This is a genomic window from Candidatus Avelusimicrobium fimicolum (genome assembly GCF_021632165.1).
GTDB lineage: Bacteria > Elusimicrobiota > Elusimicrobia > Elusimicrobiales > Elusimicrobiaceae > Avelusimicrobium > Avelusimicrobium fimicola.
In genome coordinates this window covers 26425-42501 of record NZ_JAJWTS010000003.1, presented here as the reverse complement: position 1 = coordinate 42501, position 16077 = coordinate 26425, and the positions used below count along the sequence as shown (strand labels likewise).

General features: G+C 48.8%; 14 protein-coding genes and 2 tRNA genes. 4 read left to right on the top strand and 12 right to left on the bottom strand.

All coding sequences use genetic code 11. The features are described from left to right. Both ACQY2K_RS02190 and ACQY2K_RS02185 read left to right on the top strand, forming a co-directional pair. Positions 1-570 carry a thymidine kinase gene (locus ACQY2K_RS02190; RefSeq protein ID WP_177748498.1) on the top strand — a complete coding sequence of 190 codons (570 nt, stop codon included), beginning with the start codon at positions 1-3 and terminating at the stop codon, positions 568-570. 61 nt (positions 571-631) lie between these two features. After that, positions 632-1480 (top strand): RDD family protein, encoded by an 849-nt coding sequence (locus tag ACQY2K_RS02185; protein ID WP_428040567.1) that lies wholly within the window; start codon positions 632-634, stop codon positions 1478-1480. Positions 1481-1581: 101 nt separating this feature from the next. On the opposite strand, the gene ACQY2K_RS02180 is transcribed toward ACQY2K_RS02185, so the two are convergent. Genes ACQY2K_RS02180 through ACQY2K_RS02170 form a run of 3 tightly spaced genes read right to left on the bottom strand, consistent with a single transcriptional unit; the run spans position 1582 to position 4156 of the window. Then, positions 1582-2883: a hypothetical protein gene (locus tag ACQY2K_RS02180; protein WP_428037644.1), complete on the bottom strand. Its 1302-nt coding sequence runs from the start codon at positions 2881-2883 to the stop codon at positions 1582-1584. 31 nt (positions 2884-2914) lie between these two features. Further along, entirely contained in the window at positions 2915-3613 is a 699-nt protein-coding gene (locus ACQY2K_RS02175; protein ID WP_177748492.1) for a tetratricopeptide repeat protein, read from the bottom strand. Between the two features lie 33 nt (positions 3614-3646). Further along, positions 3647-4156: an OmpA family protein gene (locus ACQY2K_RS02170; protein ID WP_177748491.1), complete on the bottom strand. Its 510-nt coding sequence runs from the start codon at positions 4154-4156 to the stop codon at positions 3647-3649. 482 nt (positions 4157-4638) lie between these two features. Between ACQY2K_RS02170 and ACQY2K_RS02165 the strand changes: the two genes are divergently transcribed. Next, on the top strand, positions 4639-5148 hold the full coding sequence (locus ACQY2K_RS02165) for a type IV pilin protein (RefSeq protein ID WP_428040566.1): 510 nt from the start codon (positions 4639-4641) through the stop codon (positions 5146-5148). Between the two features lie 179 nt (positions 5149-5327). Here ACQY2K_RS02165 and gatB read toward each other — a convergent pair whose 3' ends face one another. Then, entirely contained in the window at positions 5328-6773 is a 1446-nt protein-coding gene (gene gatB, locus ACQY2K_RS02160; protein ID WP_428040565.1) for an Asp-tRNA(Asn)/Glu-tRNA(Gln) amidotransferase subunit GatB, read from the bottom strand. 33 nt (positions 6774-6806) lie between these two features. Here gatB and ACQY2K_RS02155 point away from each other — a divergent pair, with 33 nt between their 5' ends. Next, on the top strand, positions 6807-8324 hold the full coding sequence (locus ACQY2K_RS02155; RefSeq protein WP_428040564.1) for a lipid II flippase MurJ: 1518 nt from the start codon (positions 6807-6809) through the stop codon (positions 8322-8324). Here ACQY2K_RS02155 and ACQY2K_RS02150 read toward each other — a convergent pair. The 8 genes from ACQY2K_RS02150 to ACQY2K_RS02115 form a co-directional block, all read right to left on the bottom strand. Further along, positions 8308-9501, bottom strand: coding sequence for a glycosyltransferase family 9 protein (locus ACQY2K_RS02150; RefSeq protein ID WP_428040563.1), 1194 nt, complete (start codon positions 9499-9501; stop codon positions 8308-8310). The genes ACQY2K_RS02155 and ACQY2K_RS02150 overlap by 17 nt on opposite strands. Further along, positions 9498-10580, bottom strand: coding sequence for a glycosyltransferase family 4 protein (locus ACQY2K_RS02145; RefSeq protein ID WP_428040562.1), 1083 nt, complete (start codon positions 10578-10580; stop codon positions 9498-9500). The genes ACQY2K_RS02150 and ACQY2K_RS02145 overlap by 4 nt, the downstream gene beginning before the upstream one ends. Before the next feature lie 48 nt (positions 10581-10628). Continuing rightward, positions 10629-11639, bottom strand: a complete 1011-nt coding sequence (locus tag ACQY2K_RS02140) for a glycosyltransferase (RefSeq protein WP_428040561.1) — start codon at positions 11637-11639, stop codon at positions 10629-10631. 101 nt (positions 11640-11740) lie between these two features. Beyond that, positions 11741-11814: transfer RNA gene (locus ACQY2K_RS02135), tRNA-Met, on the bottom strand. A 105-nt stretch (positions 11815-11919) separates the two neighbouring features. Continuing rightward, the gene (locus ACQY2K_RS02130) at positions 11920-13650 is read right to left on the bottom strand and encodes an ABC transporter substrate-binding protein (RefSeq protein ID WP_428040560.1); all 1731 of its coding nucleotides are present in this window, start codon (positions 13648-13650) and stop codon (positions 11920-11922) included. Continuing rightward, positions 13647-14597 carry a C39 family peptidase gene (locus tag ACQY2K_RS02125; protein ID WP_428040559.1) on the bottom strand — a complete coding sequence of 317 codons (951 nt, stop codon included), beginning with the start codon at positions 14595-14597 and terminating at the stop codon, positions 13647-13649. Before ACQY2K_RS02125 ends, ACQY2K_RS02130 begins: the two co-directional genes overlap by 4 nt. Positions 14598-14610: 13 nt before the next feature. Next, positions 14611-14683: transfer RNA gene (locus ACQY2K_RS02120), tRNA-Pro, on the bottom strand. A gap of 45 nt (positions 14684-14728) precedes the next feature. Beyond that, complete coding sequence (locus tag ACQY2K_RS02115) at positions 14729-15763, bottom strand: hypothetical protein (protein WP_428040558.1); 1035 nt, start codon at positions 15761-15763, stop codon at positions 14729-14731. Positions 15764-16077 lie beyond the last annotated feature (314 nt).

Below are 16077 nucleotides of genomic sequence, written 5' to 3'. Positions count from 1 at the left end.
ATGGCTAATCCGTTAATATATCACAAACAAGGTTGGATAGAAGTAATCTGCGGGTGTATGTTCTCCGGCAAGACGGAGGAACTCATCCGCCGCGTGCGCATTGCGCTAATCGCCCGGCAAAAGGTACAATTGTTTAACTCCAAGATTGACACACGCTACGGCATTGACAGTATCACCAGTCATAACCAAAACAAAGTAGCGGCAACTTGTGTAAAATCTTCGGCGGAAATTTTGCCGCTTGTAGAAAAAGACACGCAGGTTGTCGCAATAGATGAGATTAATTTCTTTGATTTTGGTATTGTAGAAGTATGTAACAAACTGGCTCATGCGGGCAAGCGTGTAATTGTAGCCGGGTTGGATACCGACTATCGCGCCGAACCGTTTGAAGTAACGGCCGCACTTTTAGCACAGGCCGAATACGTTACTAAAAACCTGGCAGTCTGCACCAAATGCGGCAACCCGGCCAGTTTTACGCAACGTATCAGCAAGGATAAAAAGCGCATTGTAGTAGGCACTACGGATGCTTACCAAGCCCGTTGCCGCCGTTGCTACAAAAAACCGCGCAAATAAGGGATTTGTGGCCGTTAAACGCATTTTAAATGCGAGCGGCTTACATAAAAAGGAGAAAACTATGAACGCACCATATATTGGGTTCTGGAAACGCGCCGTCGCCTTTGTGATTGACGCTATTTTAGTTAGTATTCCGCCAGCCGTCATTTGTATTCCGTTGATGGTTTGGCAAGGTGTAAAAATCGGCCAAACCGGCGCTGATGCTCTCAGCGGGCCGGTTTTTATGTTGCTTGCCACTTATTTTTTGTACCAAGTGTTGGCTATGGTCTGCTATTGGCTGTATTTTGCTTTGTTGGAAAGCGGTGCCAAACAGGCTACTTTCGGCAAACGCATTATGGGCATTAAGGTAATCGGAAAAGACGGCGGGCGCATCGGTTTTGGACGTGCGACGGGCCGCACTTTTGCCAAAATCTTGTCTTATATTACTCTTTACATCGGCTATATTATGGCAGGGCTTACCAACCGCAAACGCGCACTGCACGATTATATCGCGGAAACTTACGTCGTCCGTGCGGACTTTCAGCCCGGAGATGAACTGCCCGATACGCCGTCCCACCCGTGGTGGCTGGCTATTATCAGCCTTTTGCTGATTGTGGGGATGGGTTCCTTGATGTTGCTTGGGTTGTTAGCGCAGGAAAATCCTGCCACCAAAGCAGGTCAAGCCGTTATTATGATGCAGGCCTTTGACGAAAATGCCGAAATGGAAGATATGGAAATCAACGATATCTGGTACTCCCAAGACAAAGACGGCATTAGAGCCACCTTTGAAAACGGGGACGATTCTTACACCCTCTTTTTGCCCAAAGGCGCCAAAGAGGTTTGCTGCGAGGATTACCCCAACGCCGATTGCGAGGAAACGGGACTTTCCGTCTGTAAGTATCCGTCTGTAAGTAATAAATATTTGCTGTGATATAACCGCTCCCGGCTCTTTGGCTGGGGGCGGTTTTTTTGTACCAATAAAAAACCCCGGGCTGGCGTGGCTCCGGGGCTTTGGATTATTTTCCAACCAAATTAAAAACTCCAATGGGGTGTAAAAGAGTCGCCTTTTAAGTCCGCAAGCAGGTGCGGCGCGCTGCCGTCCATATCCATCATATACAACTGGCGTTTTCCGTTGCGCGTGGTGGTAAAAGCAATAAAGCGTCCGTCGGGAGACCACGTCGGGTCCTCGTTGGAACCGGCGTCGGTCGTCAGGCGGCGGATTTGCGTGCCGGTTAAGTCCACCAAAAAAATATCCATCGGGTGATAGGGCGATTCGCGGCCCGTGAAAACAATCCACTCCCCGGTAGGCGACCATTGGGGGCTGTCGGACCAGTTAAAGGTTTTCGTCAAGGGACGGGTTTCGCCGGTGGCAAGTTCCATTACATAAATCTGCGGATTGCCCGCGCGGTTAGATACAAAAGTAATATATTTTCCGTCGGGTGAATAGGACGGGGAACCGTCCACCGAGGCCTTGTTGGTAATGCGGGTTTTGGAGTGCGTTTCCAAATTATAAATATAAATGCTTGGGTTAGTTCCGCCGGAACTGGTAAAGGCCAGGGCCTTTCCGTCGGGGGAAACACCACCGATAAGCGACAATCCACCACGGATAATTACCGGGGCAATTTTCCCAGCGCGCAAGTCAATCGCAAAAATATCCGGGTTTTTATATTTATAAGTGGTGTAGAAGATTTTGCCGTCCTTAGACCAACGGGGCAAAATAGCAATACTTTTATCGTTGGTCAATTTTTGTAAATTTTCGCCGTCATAATCTACCACATAAATTTCTTTGTGGCGGGTAGAATTATTGGCAAAAGCAATTTTGGTATCGGCGATACCGCGCTTTCCCATTAAAGCGGCAACAATTTGGTCCGAAGCGATATGTGCCAGCCTGCGCAGACTGCTTTCTGTGCCTTTAAAAGCCTTGGCAAATACGGCGGTGCGGGTGGAAATATCGTAAACGTAAATTTTAATCGTAAAATACGGTGCCGCATAGGTAATATCACCCGCCAATAAATAACTGGCGTGGGCGGCGCCCCATTGGTTTAACTGTTGGCTTAAATGTTGGGAATTAAAGGACGGTCCGTCCTCTGTAACATCAAAATAGCGGGCAAACAGCAAATCTGCGCGCATTACGTCGTGCACTAACACGGCGGCCGGCTGGGCTTTTTCATCTGTAAAGCGGAAAGGCGGCATACCGATAGCGGGCAAGCGTTTATCCCCCACCGAGGTAATACCGATATACACATCCGTCTTGGGCTGGGCCGCTATTACGCGCCCGGCAAAAGAAATAAGAACCCCTGCAATAAGTAAAAGGGAAAACAGTTTTTTCATCATAGGAATAAAAGGCACCGCGTGTTACACGCTTTTATTTGATTTTAGCCAACTCGGCTTTGGCTTTTTTAGCCTCGGGAGAAGCCGGGAAATCTTGCACAACAGAGGACAAATAGCGTTTGGCTTCGTCTTTTTTGCCAAGAGGCACAATGGACAGCGCATATTTCAAACGCGCCGACGGAATGAACTTGCTTTTGGGAAATTTTTGCAACAAAGTAGCATAGGCTACTGCGCCGGATTTTGTCTGCCCGGCAGCAATATACGCATCACCCATATACATATAGGCCTGTTCAACATTTTCGCTGTCCGGATATTTGGAAGTATAGAGTTTAAAGCCCATAGCTGCCGGTTCGTAAGCGCCTTTATCCAAGTGGCTTTTTGCTTCGGCAAATAAATCCGAGGGCAACAAGGCCGCGGGCTGGGCGGTTTGCGCTTTTTCCGCCTGAACGGCAGGCGCCGTGCGGACAGAAACGGATAAATCGTCCAATTTTGCCGACAACTTGTTAATTTGCGCATCTACCTGGGCCAAATTTTCGTTGGAAGCGGACAAATTGCTATTGAGTTCGTCCATTTTCCCGGCGAGTTCGGCCTGGTTAGACTGCATTTGCACAATCGTAGCGTTGAGTTCCTGCAACTGCAATTTGAGCGTACTCATATCCCGCTCGCTGGCGATGCAGCCGGACAATAAAAAGCCCGAACCTGCCATAAAAAGTAGTTTTGTAACATTTTTCATTTTGGGTCCGGGCTCCTTATTCAAAACAAGCGATTAGTTGACTTTCAGCAACGTATCGGCTCTGCGGTTTTGCGCCCAGCAGGACTGGGTGGCTTCGTAGCAGACCGGTTTTTCTTCGCCGTAAGATACGGTGGTAATGTTAGCGGCGGGAATACCGAGGCGCACATAATACGCTTTCACTTCGTCGGCGCGTTTTTGTCCGAGGGCAATGTTGTAAGCGATAGTGCCTCTGTCGTCGCAGTTACCTTCTACGGTTACTTGGTAGGAAGCGGCAGACGCGGCGGCTTTAATGGCTTTCACGTTGGCTTCTACAATTTTGCGGGCATCGGAGGACAGGTTATATTTGTCCAAAGCGAAATGCACCACACCCAAAGAAACTTCCTGGGCGGGAACTTCCGTTACCGTTTCGGTTTCTTCAATTACCATTTCGGTACCGGCACCGGCAGTCAGGTCGGCATTGGCGTCATCTTTTACGTTCTTTTTGCAGGCGGTCAAGCCGGCGGCCAAGGCCAGAACCAAAACAACTCTGAGTAAGTTTTTCATTTCTTTCTCCTAATAGGTATTTACTTCTACACATAAATAATAGCAACTTTTAAACCCCCGGGTCAAACAAAATCCCCCTCTTGTGCGCTATATTTATGGTTGTTTTTATGGTAGCGTTTTACGCGCCTTTTGGCACAGTTTGTTTTGGGTTAGTTGTTGTGGATAGCAAACAGGATAAATTTGTTATAATAAATACATAACTTTACGGCAAGGAGAAGGGCTGTTATACGGGCCTTGCAAGCCCCGTTACAATTTTGAATCTGTTTTTGGCGCCCCGCAAGGGGTAAGCTTTTGAACATTCAAAGGCATACGCTAATCCAAAAGCAGCACGTTATAGGCACAATCCGGGCGGACTAATTACCCGCGCGGGTTGTGCCGAGTGCTTTCCGTTTATTTAAACGGAAGGCCACGGCTGTTTTACTTGGGTTATTAGCGTAGCTCATCTATAACAGCCGTTTTTTATTGCCAAACGGGAGCAGACAATGAAACAAGGCTTTACCTTAATTGAATTATTAGTAGTGGTACTGATTATTGGTATTTTGTCCGCGGTGGCCGTACCGCAATACCAACTGGCGGTGGATAAAGCCCGCTTTACGGAAATGCAAATAATCGGTAAAAAATTAAGCGAAATGATAGAACTCTATTACCTTTCCACCGGAAAATACCCCGACTACTGGGCCGATTTGGACATTACCATACCGGGATGTACGGAAACAAAAAACCCGCAATTTGATATGACTTGTCAGAAAAGCCGTTGGGACCTAAATCCGGACTCTTTTACCGGGTGGGATAGTTTAACCCGTTCCGGGAAGGCCGACGCAAACGGCGCCTTTAATCCTGACGGAAACAACCTGATATATTTCTACTATTTTGCATATGCCGACCACAATACAGAGAATTTGGGTGGCAAAACGGCATGTATGGGAGTAAGTGAAAGGGGCAAAAAACTCTGCAAAAACCTGTGCGGAGCTAATTTTTGCTATTTGGAATAATACCCATCATCCCCGAGGATTTGGCTATTCTACAATAAAGGTCATTCTGGAAGGTTTCTGTCCAGAATCTATTCCTCATTTAATAACAACAGCCCCTGTGCTTCAACTTTCCAGGATAAGACCACAGAAAAAGCCGGCCCGGGAAAGGGGCCGGCTTTTAAACTTTTTAAGGCGGATACTTACGCGAGCAATTTGCCTAACAACTGGCTGATAATGCGCGGGTTGGCCTTGCCTTTGCTGAGTTTCATCACTCCGCCCACCAACGCACCGATAGCGGCCTTGTTGCCTTTTTTATAGTCCGCTACGGCTTTGGGATTGGCCTCAATGGCGGCCTTGGCCCAAGCCTCTAATTGGCCTTCGTCGCTCACCTGCACCATACCGCGTTTTTGCACCACAGCGGCCGGGGCTTCGCCTGTTTTCCAAATTTCGTCAAACACCTCGCGACCCTGTTTACGGTTGATTTTTCCGCTTTCCACCAGTTCCAACAGTTCCGCCAAGCGGGCTGCCGGAATAGGAGAATCTTGGATTTCCTTCTTTTCGGCATTTAATACACCTAATAAATCCGTTTGAATCCAGTTGGAAGCCGTCTTTAAAGATACTTTCCCGCCCTTTACCACTTCTTCAAAATAGGCGGCAATTTCGCGGGAACTTGTCAGCACCCCCGCATCATAAGCGGACAACCCCGCCTTCATAAAGCGCGCTTCCTTGGCGGCCGGCAGTTCGGGCATATTAGCCTTTACGTTTTCCAGCCAGTCGTGCTGTAACACCACCGGCGGCAAATCCGGCTCCGGAAAATAGCGGTAATCAAGCGCGTCCTCTTTGGAACGCATCGGCTTGGTAACCAATTCTTCTTTATCCCACAGACGGGTTTCCTGCTTTACCTGTCCGCCCGCGTTCAAAAGTTCCGTCTGGCGGTTAATTTCGTAGTTAAGCGCATCGCGAACGGCTTTAAACGAGTTTAAATTTTTGATTTCCGCGCGCGTGCCGAATTTTTCCTGCCCTTTGGGGCGTAAGGAAATGTTTACGTCCACACGCAATTCGCCTTTTTCCATATCGCAGTTAGAAGCACCTACCCAACGCATCAAGCGTTTGATTTCGGTTAAATAAGCATATGCTTCGTCCGGCGAGCGCAAATCGGGCATAGACACGATTTCCAAAAGCGGGCAACCCGCACGGTTGTAGTCCACTAAGGAGTGGTCTGCAAAGTGGGAAGATTTGGCGGCATCCTCTTCCAAGTGGGCGTGGTGAATACCGATGCGCTTTTTCTGTAAATTTTCTTTGGGGCCGAACGTAATCTCAATATAGCCGGCGCCATTAATCGGTTCTTCGTTTTGGGTAATCTGGTAACCTTTGGGCAAATCAGGGTAAAAATAATGTTTGCGCGAAAACGAAGAAGTCTCGTTCGTTTTGCAATTCATACTCAGCCCGGCGCGTACCGCCAGTTCCAAGGCACCCTCCGTTAACACAGGCAACACGCCCGGATGCCCGGCACAAACGGGACAAATAGCGGTGTTAGGCTTCGTATCATCTCCCACACCGTTGGGGCAAGAACAAAACAACTTGGTTTTGCTTCCGAGTTGGACGTGTATTTCCAACCCGATAACAGGTTCAAATTCAGTATTCACGATAATCTCTCCTAAATTATTATAATATCAAATATGGTTCATCTTTTTAAGCCCACTTCTTATTCTTTCGGAGCCGCGCTGGCTGTGGGGGCCACTCTGGCGTGGAAACTGGTATCGTTTGCCAACGCGCTTTTGATTGCGCTCTACTTCGGTGCGGGCAAAACGACCGACGTTTATTTTTACCTCATTATGATAATGGGCTTCGGCCTTACGTTTTTACAGCGGATGAACGCCGCCGTCATTATCCCGGAAGCAATGGCGCAAGACACCCAAACGCCCAACGGCGGGAGGGCGCTTTTAAATGTCTTTTTATATTTTTATATTTTGCTGGCTGTTTTATTAACGGCGGCAGGTTTTTGCTGTCCGGTGGCTCTTGGCAAACTGCTTTCCCGTTTTGACCTAGCCCAACTGACCGCAGAACGCGGACTGATTTCGCTTGGCTTTTTATTATTCGGTCTGCAACTGTTGGTGGCCTATTTGACCGCGGTTTTGGAAATGTACCGCCGCTTTACGGCCGCCCTTTTCACCCCGTTAAATGCCCTGCTGCCTCTTGTTTGTCTGCTGTGTTGGGGGCGCACTTGCGGTGTAGTGAGTATGATATACGGCTTTTTGGCAGCCAATGCGGTGCAAGCGGCTGTTTTTTTGTGTGTGCTCAAAAATGAACTGCACTGGTCTTTTACCGCGTGGGGCACAAGCGGGTGGCACAAAAAACTGACGGCAAACCTCGTTAGCAACCAAGCCATTGAACTGGCGAACATTATCAGCAGCGTTCTTCCGCTCTATTTATTAAGCGGTCTTTCCGCAGGAATGGTAAGCGCGCTGAACTATGCGCGCCAACTGGCAGATTCTCCAACCGAAATTTTTACGCTCCGCGTTACCAATGTTTCCAAAATCCAACTGACTGAAAGTGCCGCACAAAAAAATTGGACCCAACTAAACCGGGATTTTTTAACCACCCAGCACTTTGTGCTTTTTTTGCTTACGCCGCTAGCGGTATTTACCTGCTTTTACGCGCCGGAGATTATTTCTCTTTTCTTTGAGCGCGGAAATTTCACGCAGCAGGACGCCCACAGCGCCGCCAACTTTCTGCGCCCGTTAATGGCAATGATGTGGTTTATGGGGCCGATTTTAATGCAAAACAATGTGGTGGCGGCGGGAAGAAAGGTAAAGGAAAGTCTGCCCTATGCCCTCACGGGAATTATTTTATTTATTGTGTTGGTTCCGGTTACGATGCAGATATTTGGGGCGTATGCGTATCCTTACACGCAAGCGGGGTGCTGTACGGTAAGTTTATTTATTAATTATTTACTCTTTAAAAAGCATTTTCCGCAAGTAGAGTATATCTATTCCCTGCGTGCGGCGGCGCGCTTGACGGCCGTCAATATTTTGGCCCTTTTTCCATCGGCCTTATATGCGTTTTTCGGGCCGCGCACCCATGCTTTTTTTACACTTCTTTTCGGCGGACTTATCTTTTTGGCATCACTTTGGTTTTTGTCCAAGAAAAGCGGAGACTGGACTCTTTTTACGCGACAATTTAAAAACCACTTTTAGCGGGGCCCAGCAATTTTTTAAGCGCTTTTAATACATCTTGTGCGCGCACAGCTTCGGTACAAGGGGCCGCCTTATGCCCCAGCGGGCAAGCAAACATCCAATCGGGCGTACTCCACATACATCCGCCGCACGGTCCGGCGGCCAAATTAATATTTTTAGCATAGCCGAAAAATTCCCGGTTCGTCGGACCAAAAATCACGACACTTTTTACGTCTAAATACTGGGCCAGTTGGACGAGTCCGCTCTCCGTATCAATATGCGCTTTGGCTCCTTGCAAGAGGGACGGAACATCCAAAAGTGTTGTTTTACCCACCAGGTTAAAATCGGCTTCTTCATACACCGGGCTGTTTTTTCCTCCCAGTTGCACGAGTTTAATTTGGGGAAATGCACGCTTAAACAAGCGGAAAAATTCGCACCAGCGCACCGCCGGCCAAGCGCGCGTGGGGCGGTTTTTCCCCACAACTTGTGCAGAACTGGTACCGTCGTGAAATGTAACATAGGACACACCGGACAAACCGTATTTTCCCAAAATTTTAGTTTCCGTTTTTAACCGGCGCGTTTCTTCGTGCGGCAAGGCAAGCCCGCCCGTATAAGAGAGCAAATCAAACCGCCGCCCGCCAGAGGCATATAGCCAACGGCCCAGAGCGGTTTCCGTCAAAAATGGGTCTTCAAGCAGTTCTCCCAAATTTTTTTGGGCTTCCTGCGCGCGCTCAAATGCCGGGAGAAAGGTAGGAGCCAACTGTGCAATACGCGCCGCATCTGCGTACCAGAATTTGGCCGTCAAACACACCTGAACGGACAAATCATAATCTGCCCAAGAAATGTTACCGTCTGTCAAAATAGTCGTTTTTTTGTCGGCCCCGAACAATGTTTGTGCTACATCCGGCAGTTGGGCATAAATAAAAAATTCCGCGTGGGGCATTTGCTCCCGGTAGGCCAGCACCAGCCGCCGAGCACAAGCCCCGTCGCCCAGGCCTCCGGCTAACCAAAACAGTACGCGCAACTTATCGCCCGGTTGAACCGTGCGTCCGCCGTGGCGGTATTTAGCAAGCCAATTTTTTTTGACCCGGCTCCATTTCATCGCCCAGCGAACTACGCGGCTATCCCTTCCGCGCAAATTAAGAGACTGTTTTAAATCTAACAAACCGATTTTAATATGCGGCTCTTCAAAATTCATTTTACGGCTTCCTTACATAATTTTTCGTAGGCATCCAAATAGTTCGCAAGCGAAAAACGCTCCGTTACCAACTTCGCCTGCGCCCCGAAGGCGGCCCGCATTTCTTCATCCGCCATCAGTTCGGCAAGTTTAGCAGCCAGTTGGTCGGTATGGTTTTGCTTGACCAAAAAGCCGTCTGTGCCGTTGCGGATAATAACATCCGGCCCTGTGCAGGCAAAACTGACCGCCGGCAGTCCCGCCGCCATTGCTTCTAATAAAACCATTGGAAACCCCTCTGCGCGGGAAGACATTGCATATAGGTCCGCGTGTTGGTAAACGGACGCCAAGCCTTTTATGGGCGGAACAAATTGCACACCGGCCTGCACATCAAGCGTATCCGCCAGCCCCTTTAATTCCGCTTCGTCCGGACCGCCGCCAATTAAGCACAAACGCCAATTTGGAAAATCGTCGCATATGCGCCGCCAAGCCTGCAACAAGCGGTCAAACCCTTTTTGTTTAACCAGACGGCCCACAGCCAGTACATATTTTTTACCGGGTTCTAAAAAAGCGGGGCGCGGATATTTTTGCGTATCTGCGGGCATTGCGGGATTATAAACTACGCTGGCGCGCCACTTGGGAAAATACATTGCCAAAAACTTGCGGTCCCGCTCTGATAATACGGTTACACGGCTGGCGCGCGCTAATAAAAAATTACGCAAAATCTGCCACTTACGCGAATATTCCAAGTGCCGCACGTCCAAATGGTCTGCATAGATATACGGCACGCGTAAGAGCCAACAGGCGGCTAACACGCTAATTGTCATAAAACTAATGACCACATCCGGGCGCGTATCGGCCACCGCGCGCATCAAACGCCACAAGCGGGGAAAACTGCCCCAAAATCCGGACTCTTTAAACGCGCCCAAATGCTCCCGCACGCGCAGCACAGAAGCAGGAGTTTGGTAAAAATCCGGCACCGAATCATCTAATGTCAGCAGTGTTACTTGATGTCCCCGCGAGGCAAGCCCCGCGCACAAATACGTCATTACGCGCTCTGCTCCGCCGCCGCCCAAGGTCCCTATCACACAAGTAATACGCACGGTAAACTCCTTATAAAAAGCCCGGCTTTAAAAACCGCCGGGCACAAATTAATAAAGCAACTGCGCAAACGCACAGACAAAATCTTCAAACGGATATTTGTCTTTTAGTTTGCTGGCTTCCACGGCCAGGCCTACACGCTTGCCCCAATTTACCATTAACTCATCCAGAGCAACTGTAAACGGCTCTTCCTCGCCCGCGTTGACGATAAGGCCGTTAATACCATTGGACACCAATGCTGTAACAGGGGCTGACTCGCACGCCACGCACGGAAGTTTGCTCGCCATAGCGTCTAGCAAGATATCGGCTTCCGCCGGATTCAAAGCCGGATAGGCAAAAATATCTGCGTTGCGCAACAGGCTATATACATCCGTTTGCGCGGGCACAATTTCGGTACTGGCCTGCAAATGGTTTTTGGTAATAAATTTTTGCAAGGCCGTCTTTCCTGTGCCGTCGCCCACAATCGTTAAGTGCCAGGTGGTATGCGCCGGAGCCAAGCGCGCCCAAGTTTTCAGTAAGTTATCAAAACCGCTTTCCTTCACCAATTTGCCCACAGCCACAATGTTATTTTCCTTTTTAAAGCAGGCGGGCTTGTTGTAATTATAATGTTCCACCCATACGGCAGGATTGGTAACTTCGTGTACTTTCAGGCCGGAATAAGTTTTTTTATTAAGAGGCTTATCCGAGGTTTTAATAACAAAAACCTGTTTGGCTTTTTTGAGCAAACTCTTTTTGTCTTTGGACGGCTTATCCTCTTTAAAACTCTCGTTTTCGGCATAAGCAAACGGCAGCCCCGCTTCTTGCGCCGCCGCACAGCCGGACAAATTCATAAAAGAAATAACAAAATCGGCGTGTTCTTTTTTAAGCATACCCGCCAAAGTTTTTGGCTTGGCTGATGCGGCATATTCATAAACGGGCAAACCCGTACCGGCTTTCAACTTACCCTTTACGCAGGCTAATGAAACCTTAAACCCTTTTTGCTGTAATTCTTCCCCTAATTTTACCCCCAGGCGGGTGGCGGTAAAGTTTTTATTCCCGCCAATAAAAATAAATACGTTCATTTTTTCCTCCTAACATAAACCCTATATGCAATTCTTTTCTATTGTACATAAAAAATGAGCATAAAAAAACCGCCCGGAAAGGGCGGTAATCATAAAAAACATTGCGGGGACTGGATTTGAACCAGTGATCTCAAGGTTATGGGCCTTGCGAGATACCAGGCTTCTCTACCCCGCAATGTTATTATAACACTTTGGGACAAGAAAAGCAAATATACATATAAAAGCGGGGCACGGAAATATATCCCCGCCCCGCGCGCAATCACAAATTTCACACCAATAACTATTCTTTAAACATCGGATAGAAATAAATACCCATATACACCGGGTTATCCGTAAAACCTTTTACATTTTTGCGCATTGCCCACAGGCCCGTGGGGTGGACGGTGTAAATCTGCATAGCGTCCTCGTGCATCAGGTTATGCACTTGCTTATACAATGCACTGCGTTTTGCAAAATTGGTTTCCGAAACGGCCTGCTCTATCAGTTTATCTACCTGCGGATTTTTGTACCCTTGCGAAAGGGCATAACGCCCTTGGCTGTGCAAGAACGGAAAATAGAAATTGTGCGCATCAGCATAATCGGCCACCCAACCGCGCGCCCACACCGGCATCTGGCGTTTGGCAGTTTTCTCCAAGAACGACGGCCACGTTACGCCGCGCAAATCAATTTGAAATTTGGGGTTTAAACTTTCCACATTACGTTTTAAAATTTCGCTTGCAATTTGGCGCATATCCCCGCTGGTGTTGTAGGTAATGGTAAATTTAAAACCTTTTTCCCACACTTCTCCGCCCCAAGCCTTTTTAAACAGTTCTTCGGCTTTTTTCAAATCAAAAGAATACTGTTTAAAATTCTTGTCGTATTTTACAAGTCCAGCCGGAGCCGGACCGATAGCACGCTCCCCGCGGCCGCCCATAGATTCCTTTAAAAAAGATTCATAGTCAAACGCATATTCAAAAGCTTGGCGCAAATTTTTATCGGCAAAAAAATCTGCTGGGATACCCTGGCCGTCCAACTTGCCGGAACCAACATCCGGATTGGCCTGCATATTGATATCAAGCGTAAAAAAGATGACCGGGTCCGTGCGCAAACGGGGCAAATTATCGTACAGAGTTACTTCCGGATTTCCCTTAATTTGCTCCGCAAATTTGGTGGAAATTTCCGCCACATCAGCGTCGCCCGTTTCCAGCATTAGGCGCAAGGTGGAAGGTTCGTCCACGGTCAGCATATGGATAAATTTTAATTTAGGCGCGCCCGCAAAATAATTCTCGTTGGCGGACAATGTCAGGCGTTTGGCGGCAATATCCCAGCGCGCCACGCTGAACGGCCCCGAGCCGTTGGCCGCAGCAAAAAAAGGGGAGGAATCTTTGGCAAAGTTATTAAACTTTTTCCACGTTTCTTCCGTACCGTCCCACGCGCCGTGGGATACCGCCCACTCTTTGCTGACAATGTACCCCCACCGTGCCACAATAGAAAGAAACGGCGCAAACGGACGTTTGAGCGTTACCACCACATTATCGCCTTCCACGCGGACGGCATTGGCGGCCTCTTTAAAATCAACTACAATTTCGCCCTTGTCATTACGCGTGGAGGACACACCCAAAATCGGCTCCAACAGCAAACTGGACGGCCCGCCGGATACGTCTGACAGAAGAAAGCGCAACAGGGAATAGCGCACATCCTCGGGGGTCAGGTCTTCCCCGCCTTGGAATTTAATCCCTTTGCGGATGGGAAAAGTATAAGTGCGTCCGTCAGCGGAAATGAGTCCGTTGTCTTTGCTGGGCACCGCCGCAGAAACGGACGGGAGCAAATCGGTCAGCGAGGCTCCGTCAAATTTCAACAGCGTGTCATACACGTTAATTAGCAGACCGTGCGTTACCCCGTCATAAGAATAAACCGGGTCCAGGGATTCCATTTCCCCTTTATGCGCCACTACTAAGGTATCTTTCATATCTTGTTTGGCACAGGCCGAAACCAACAACACGGCTAACAAAAGCAATATACATTTCTTCATTTTTTCCTCACCACATACGCGGCGCCTTTTTTATTACACAGCCACGCTTTTGCAAATTCCCGCGCATCATAGGCGCGTAAAACCAAATCTTGTTTTAAAGCGGCCGGGTCCGCCACCAAAACCTTACCGTCTTTCCAGCCTCTAATTAAGACCAAATGTCCCGGAGTATGCTCTATGGCCGCGCCCGCGAGTTCCCCGCGGTTATAGCCGATACTGGCCACCACCAAAGATTTTTCCGTTACAAAATCTTTCAATTCATCCAACACACTAAACCGCCGGACATATGCTTCCGCTCCGCGCGACGAAGCCGCGGCTACGTTAAATACCCAGTTACCGAAAATGCCCGCCGTTTGGTCAAAGACTTCGGGCAACAAATCTTTTAAAGCGGTTTTAAAGCCCAACGCATTTAATGCCATACAAAGCGATGTCGGACTGCAAATACGGCGGCGGTCCGGGTGATTTTGCTCCATTTGGGAAATCGGTTCTATTCCGCGAGCAAATGCACCCGCCGGCAGGCGCGAGGCACTTTTTTCATCATACGAGAAAGAAGCCCCCACTGCCGTTGCGGCAAGCAGGGTTATCTCCGCCCCGCCGAATAACTTTAAACGGAACCGGTAGGCCTCTGCCGGGACTGATAAAACCAATTCATCCGTTGCCACACGGGCAAAATGATCCTGTTGCGCCGGGAAACTGCTCTTCATTTTGCCGGACAGAAGCCCTAACTTATAAAACCCGCTCCATTTATCTTTGACGCATACCTGCACTTCCAACAACAGCCAACCGTCCGCAGGGGAACGAAACCCCGCCGACAACACAAGAGAAGAAAAGGGAAAAGATGTTTTAAAAACAAGTGATGTAACCGTTTGGATACCGTCGGCAAAATTTTCTTCCGCTATATCGGCAGGAGAGTGCAAAAGATTGAGAATACAGGAACGCTGCTTGGACATATAAAAACCTTTATCGGGGCACCCGGACTTGAACCGGGAACCTCCCGCTCCCAAAGCGGGCGCTCTACCACTTGAGCCATGCCCCGAATGTGTATATTGTACCAATTTTATGCTAAAAACCCTAACGCTATTTATTTGGAACGGCGCGGAATGCGGTCCGGGGAAAGGACTTCGTGCAAGTGAGAATCCCGCTCTACAAATGTTTCACTTTTCGTAAGAGAAGTGTCATACGGGCGGAATAAAAAGTTTCCGCTAGGCAACAAATCCAACTGTCCCCAGCAAGGTGTTTTCCCCACCTTTAAAAAGGCACTTATTTGCATAATCCGCTTGGTAGGGATACTTTTGGGCGTGGTAAATTCCTGTATGTGCAGTCTTTGAGTGCGGTAATGCGGGGGCAGGAGTCCGCCAACGTGTAGCATAATAGCAATAGGCTTTTCCTCGCTCATAGCAAAACGAACGGCAAAATCCGGATTTTGGGAAAAGTGAAGCACAGGCCAAGCGGTTTGATAATCGTAAGCCTTATTAACGTCAAGCCCGTTTTTAAAGATATTACGCAAATCTTCTCCGTCAGCGTGCAACCGCATTCCACGCAGTAAATCAAACGCGTAGCGCGGAGCCGGATACGGAGTATTGCGCAGGGCGGCATTTTCCTCCCACGGGTTTTCCTGCCATTGGACGGCTTTTAAATCGCGGATAACATACGCCTGCCCCGTAAAGCGCGGAAGCCCATAAATAAGAGCGGCCTGTTCGGGGTGCTCTGCCAGCCAAGAGAGCGCTTGTGGTTTTGATAATTTTTTATGTTTTTGGACCATTGCCACCGCGCGGGAAGCAGCGTGGGAGTCCGCCAATAAAAGATATTTCTGCGGAATAGAAATTTGCGTGATCCCGCCGGGCAAATCCTTAATATGCCAATTAGATAAATGTGTCATGATGCCCGGTTTCAACACACTGGAAGATATTGCCTTTTGCACATCCAAGTGCATAGAAATAACCTTGGCAGGAGGAACGGAAACAAAAGAAGGAACCTGAATCACCGGTCGGACAGGCACTTTAAAAGGAGTTTTAAAGGCACGGGGCACAAACGCGCGCACACTTTGCGCCACAAGCGGACCTGACGCAAAAAAGAAAAACGATAAAACACACATCGCGCGCAGAAACAGGTTCATACTCGTATAGTAGCAGAAAAAAGGCAAAAAGTCATCCCCCGCTACGCGGTGTGGGTGTTTTTCCGTCCTAACGCGGGCAAAGCAGTTTGCCCGCTCTCCCGGAACAAAAAAATAACCGCCTCAAAAAAGGCGGTTTCAAATCTGGTTCCGGTGGTTACTCGGCCACAAGTCCGCTTACTGACGTGCGCGGCTCGCGGCCCCGCCTCGCGGTATTCGCCTTTGCCTGTCCGGCAAAACTCATACATCGCTCCGGCGTTCTCGTCCTAACGCGGGCAAAGCAGTTTGCCCGCTCTCCCGGAACAAAAAAATAACCG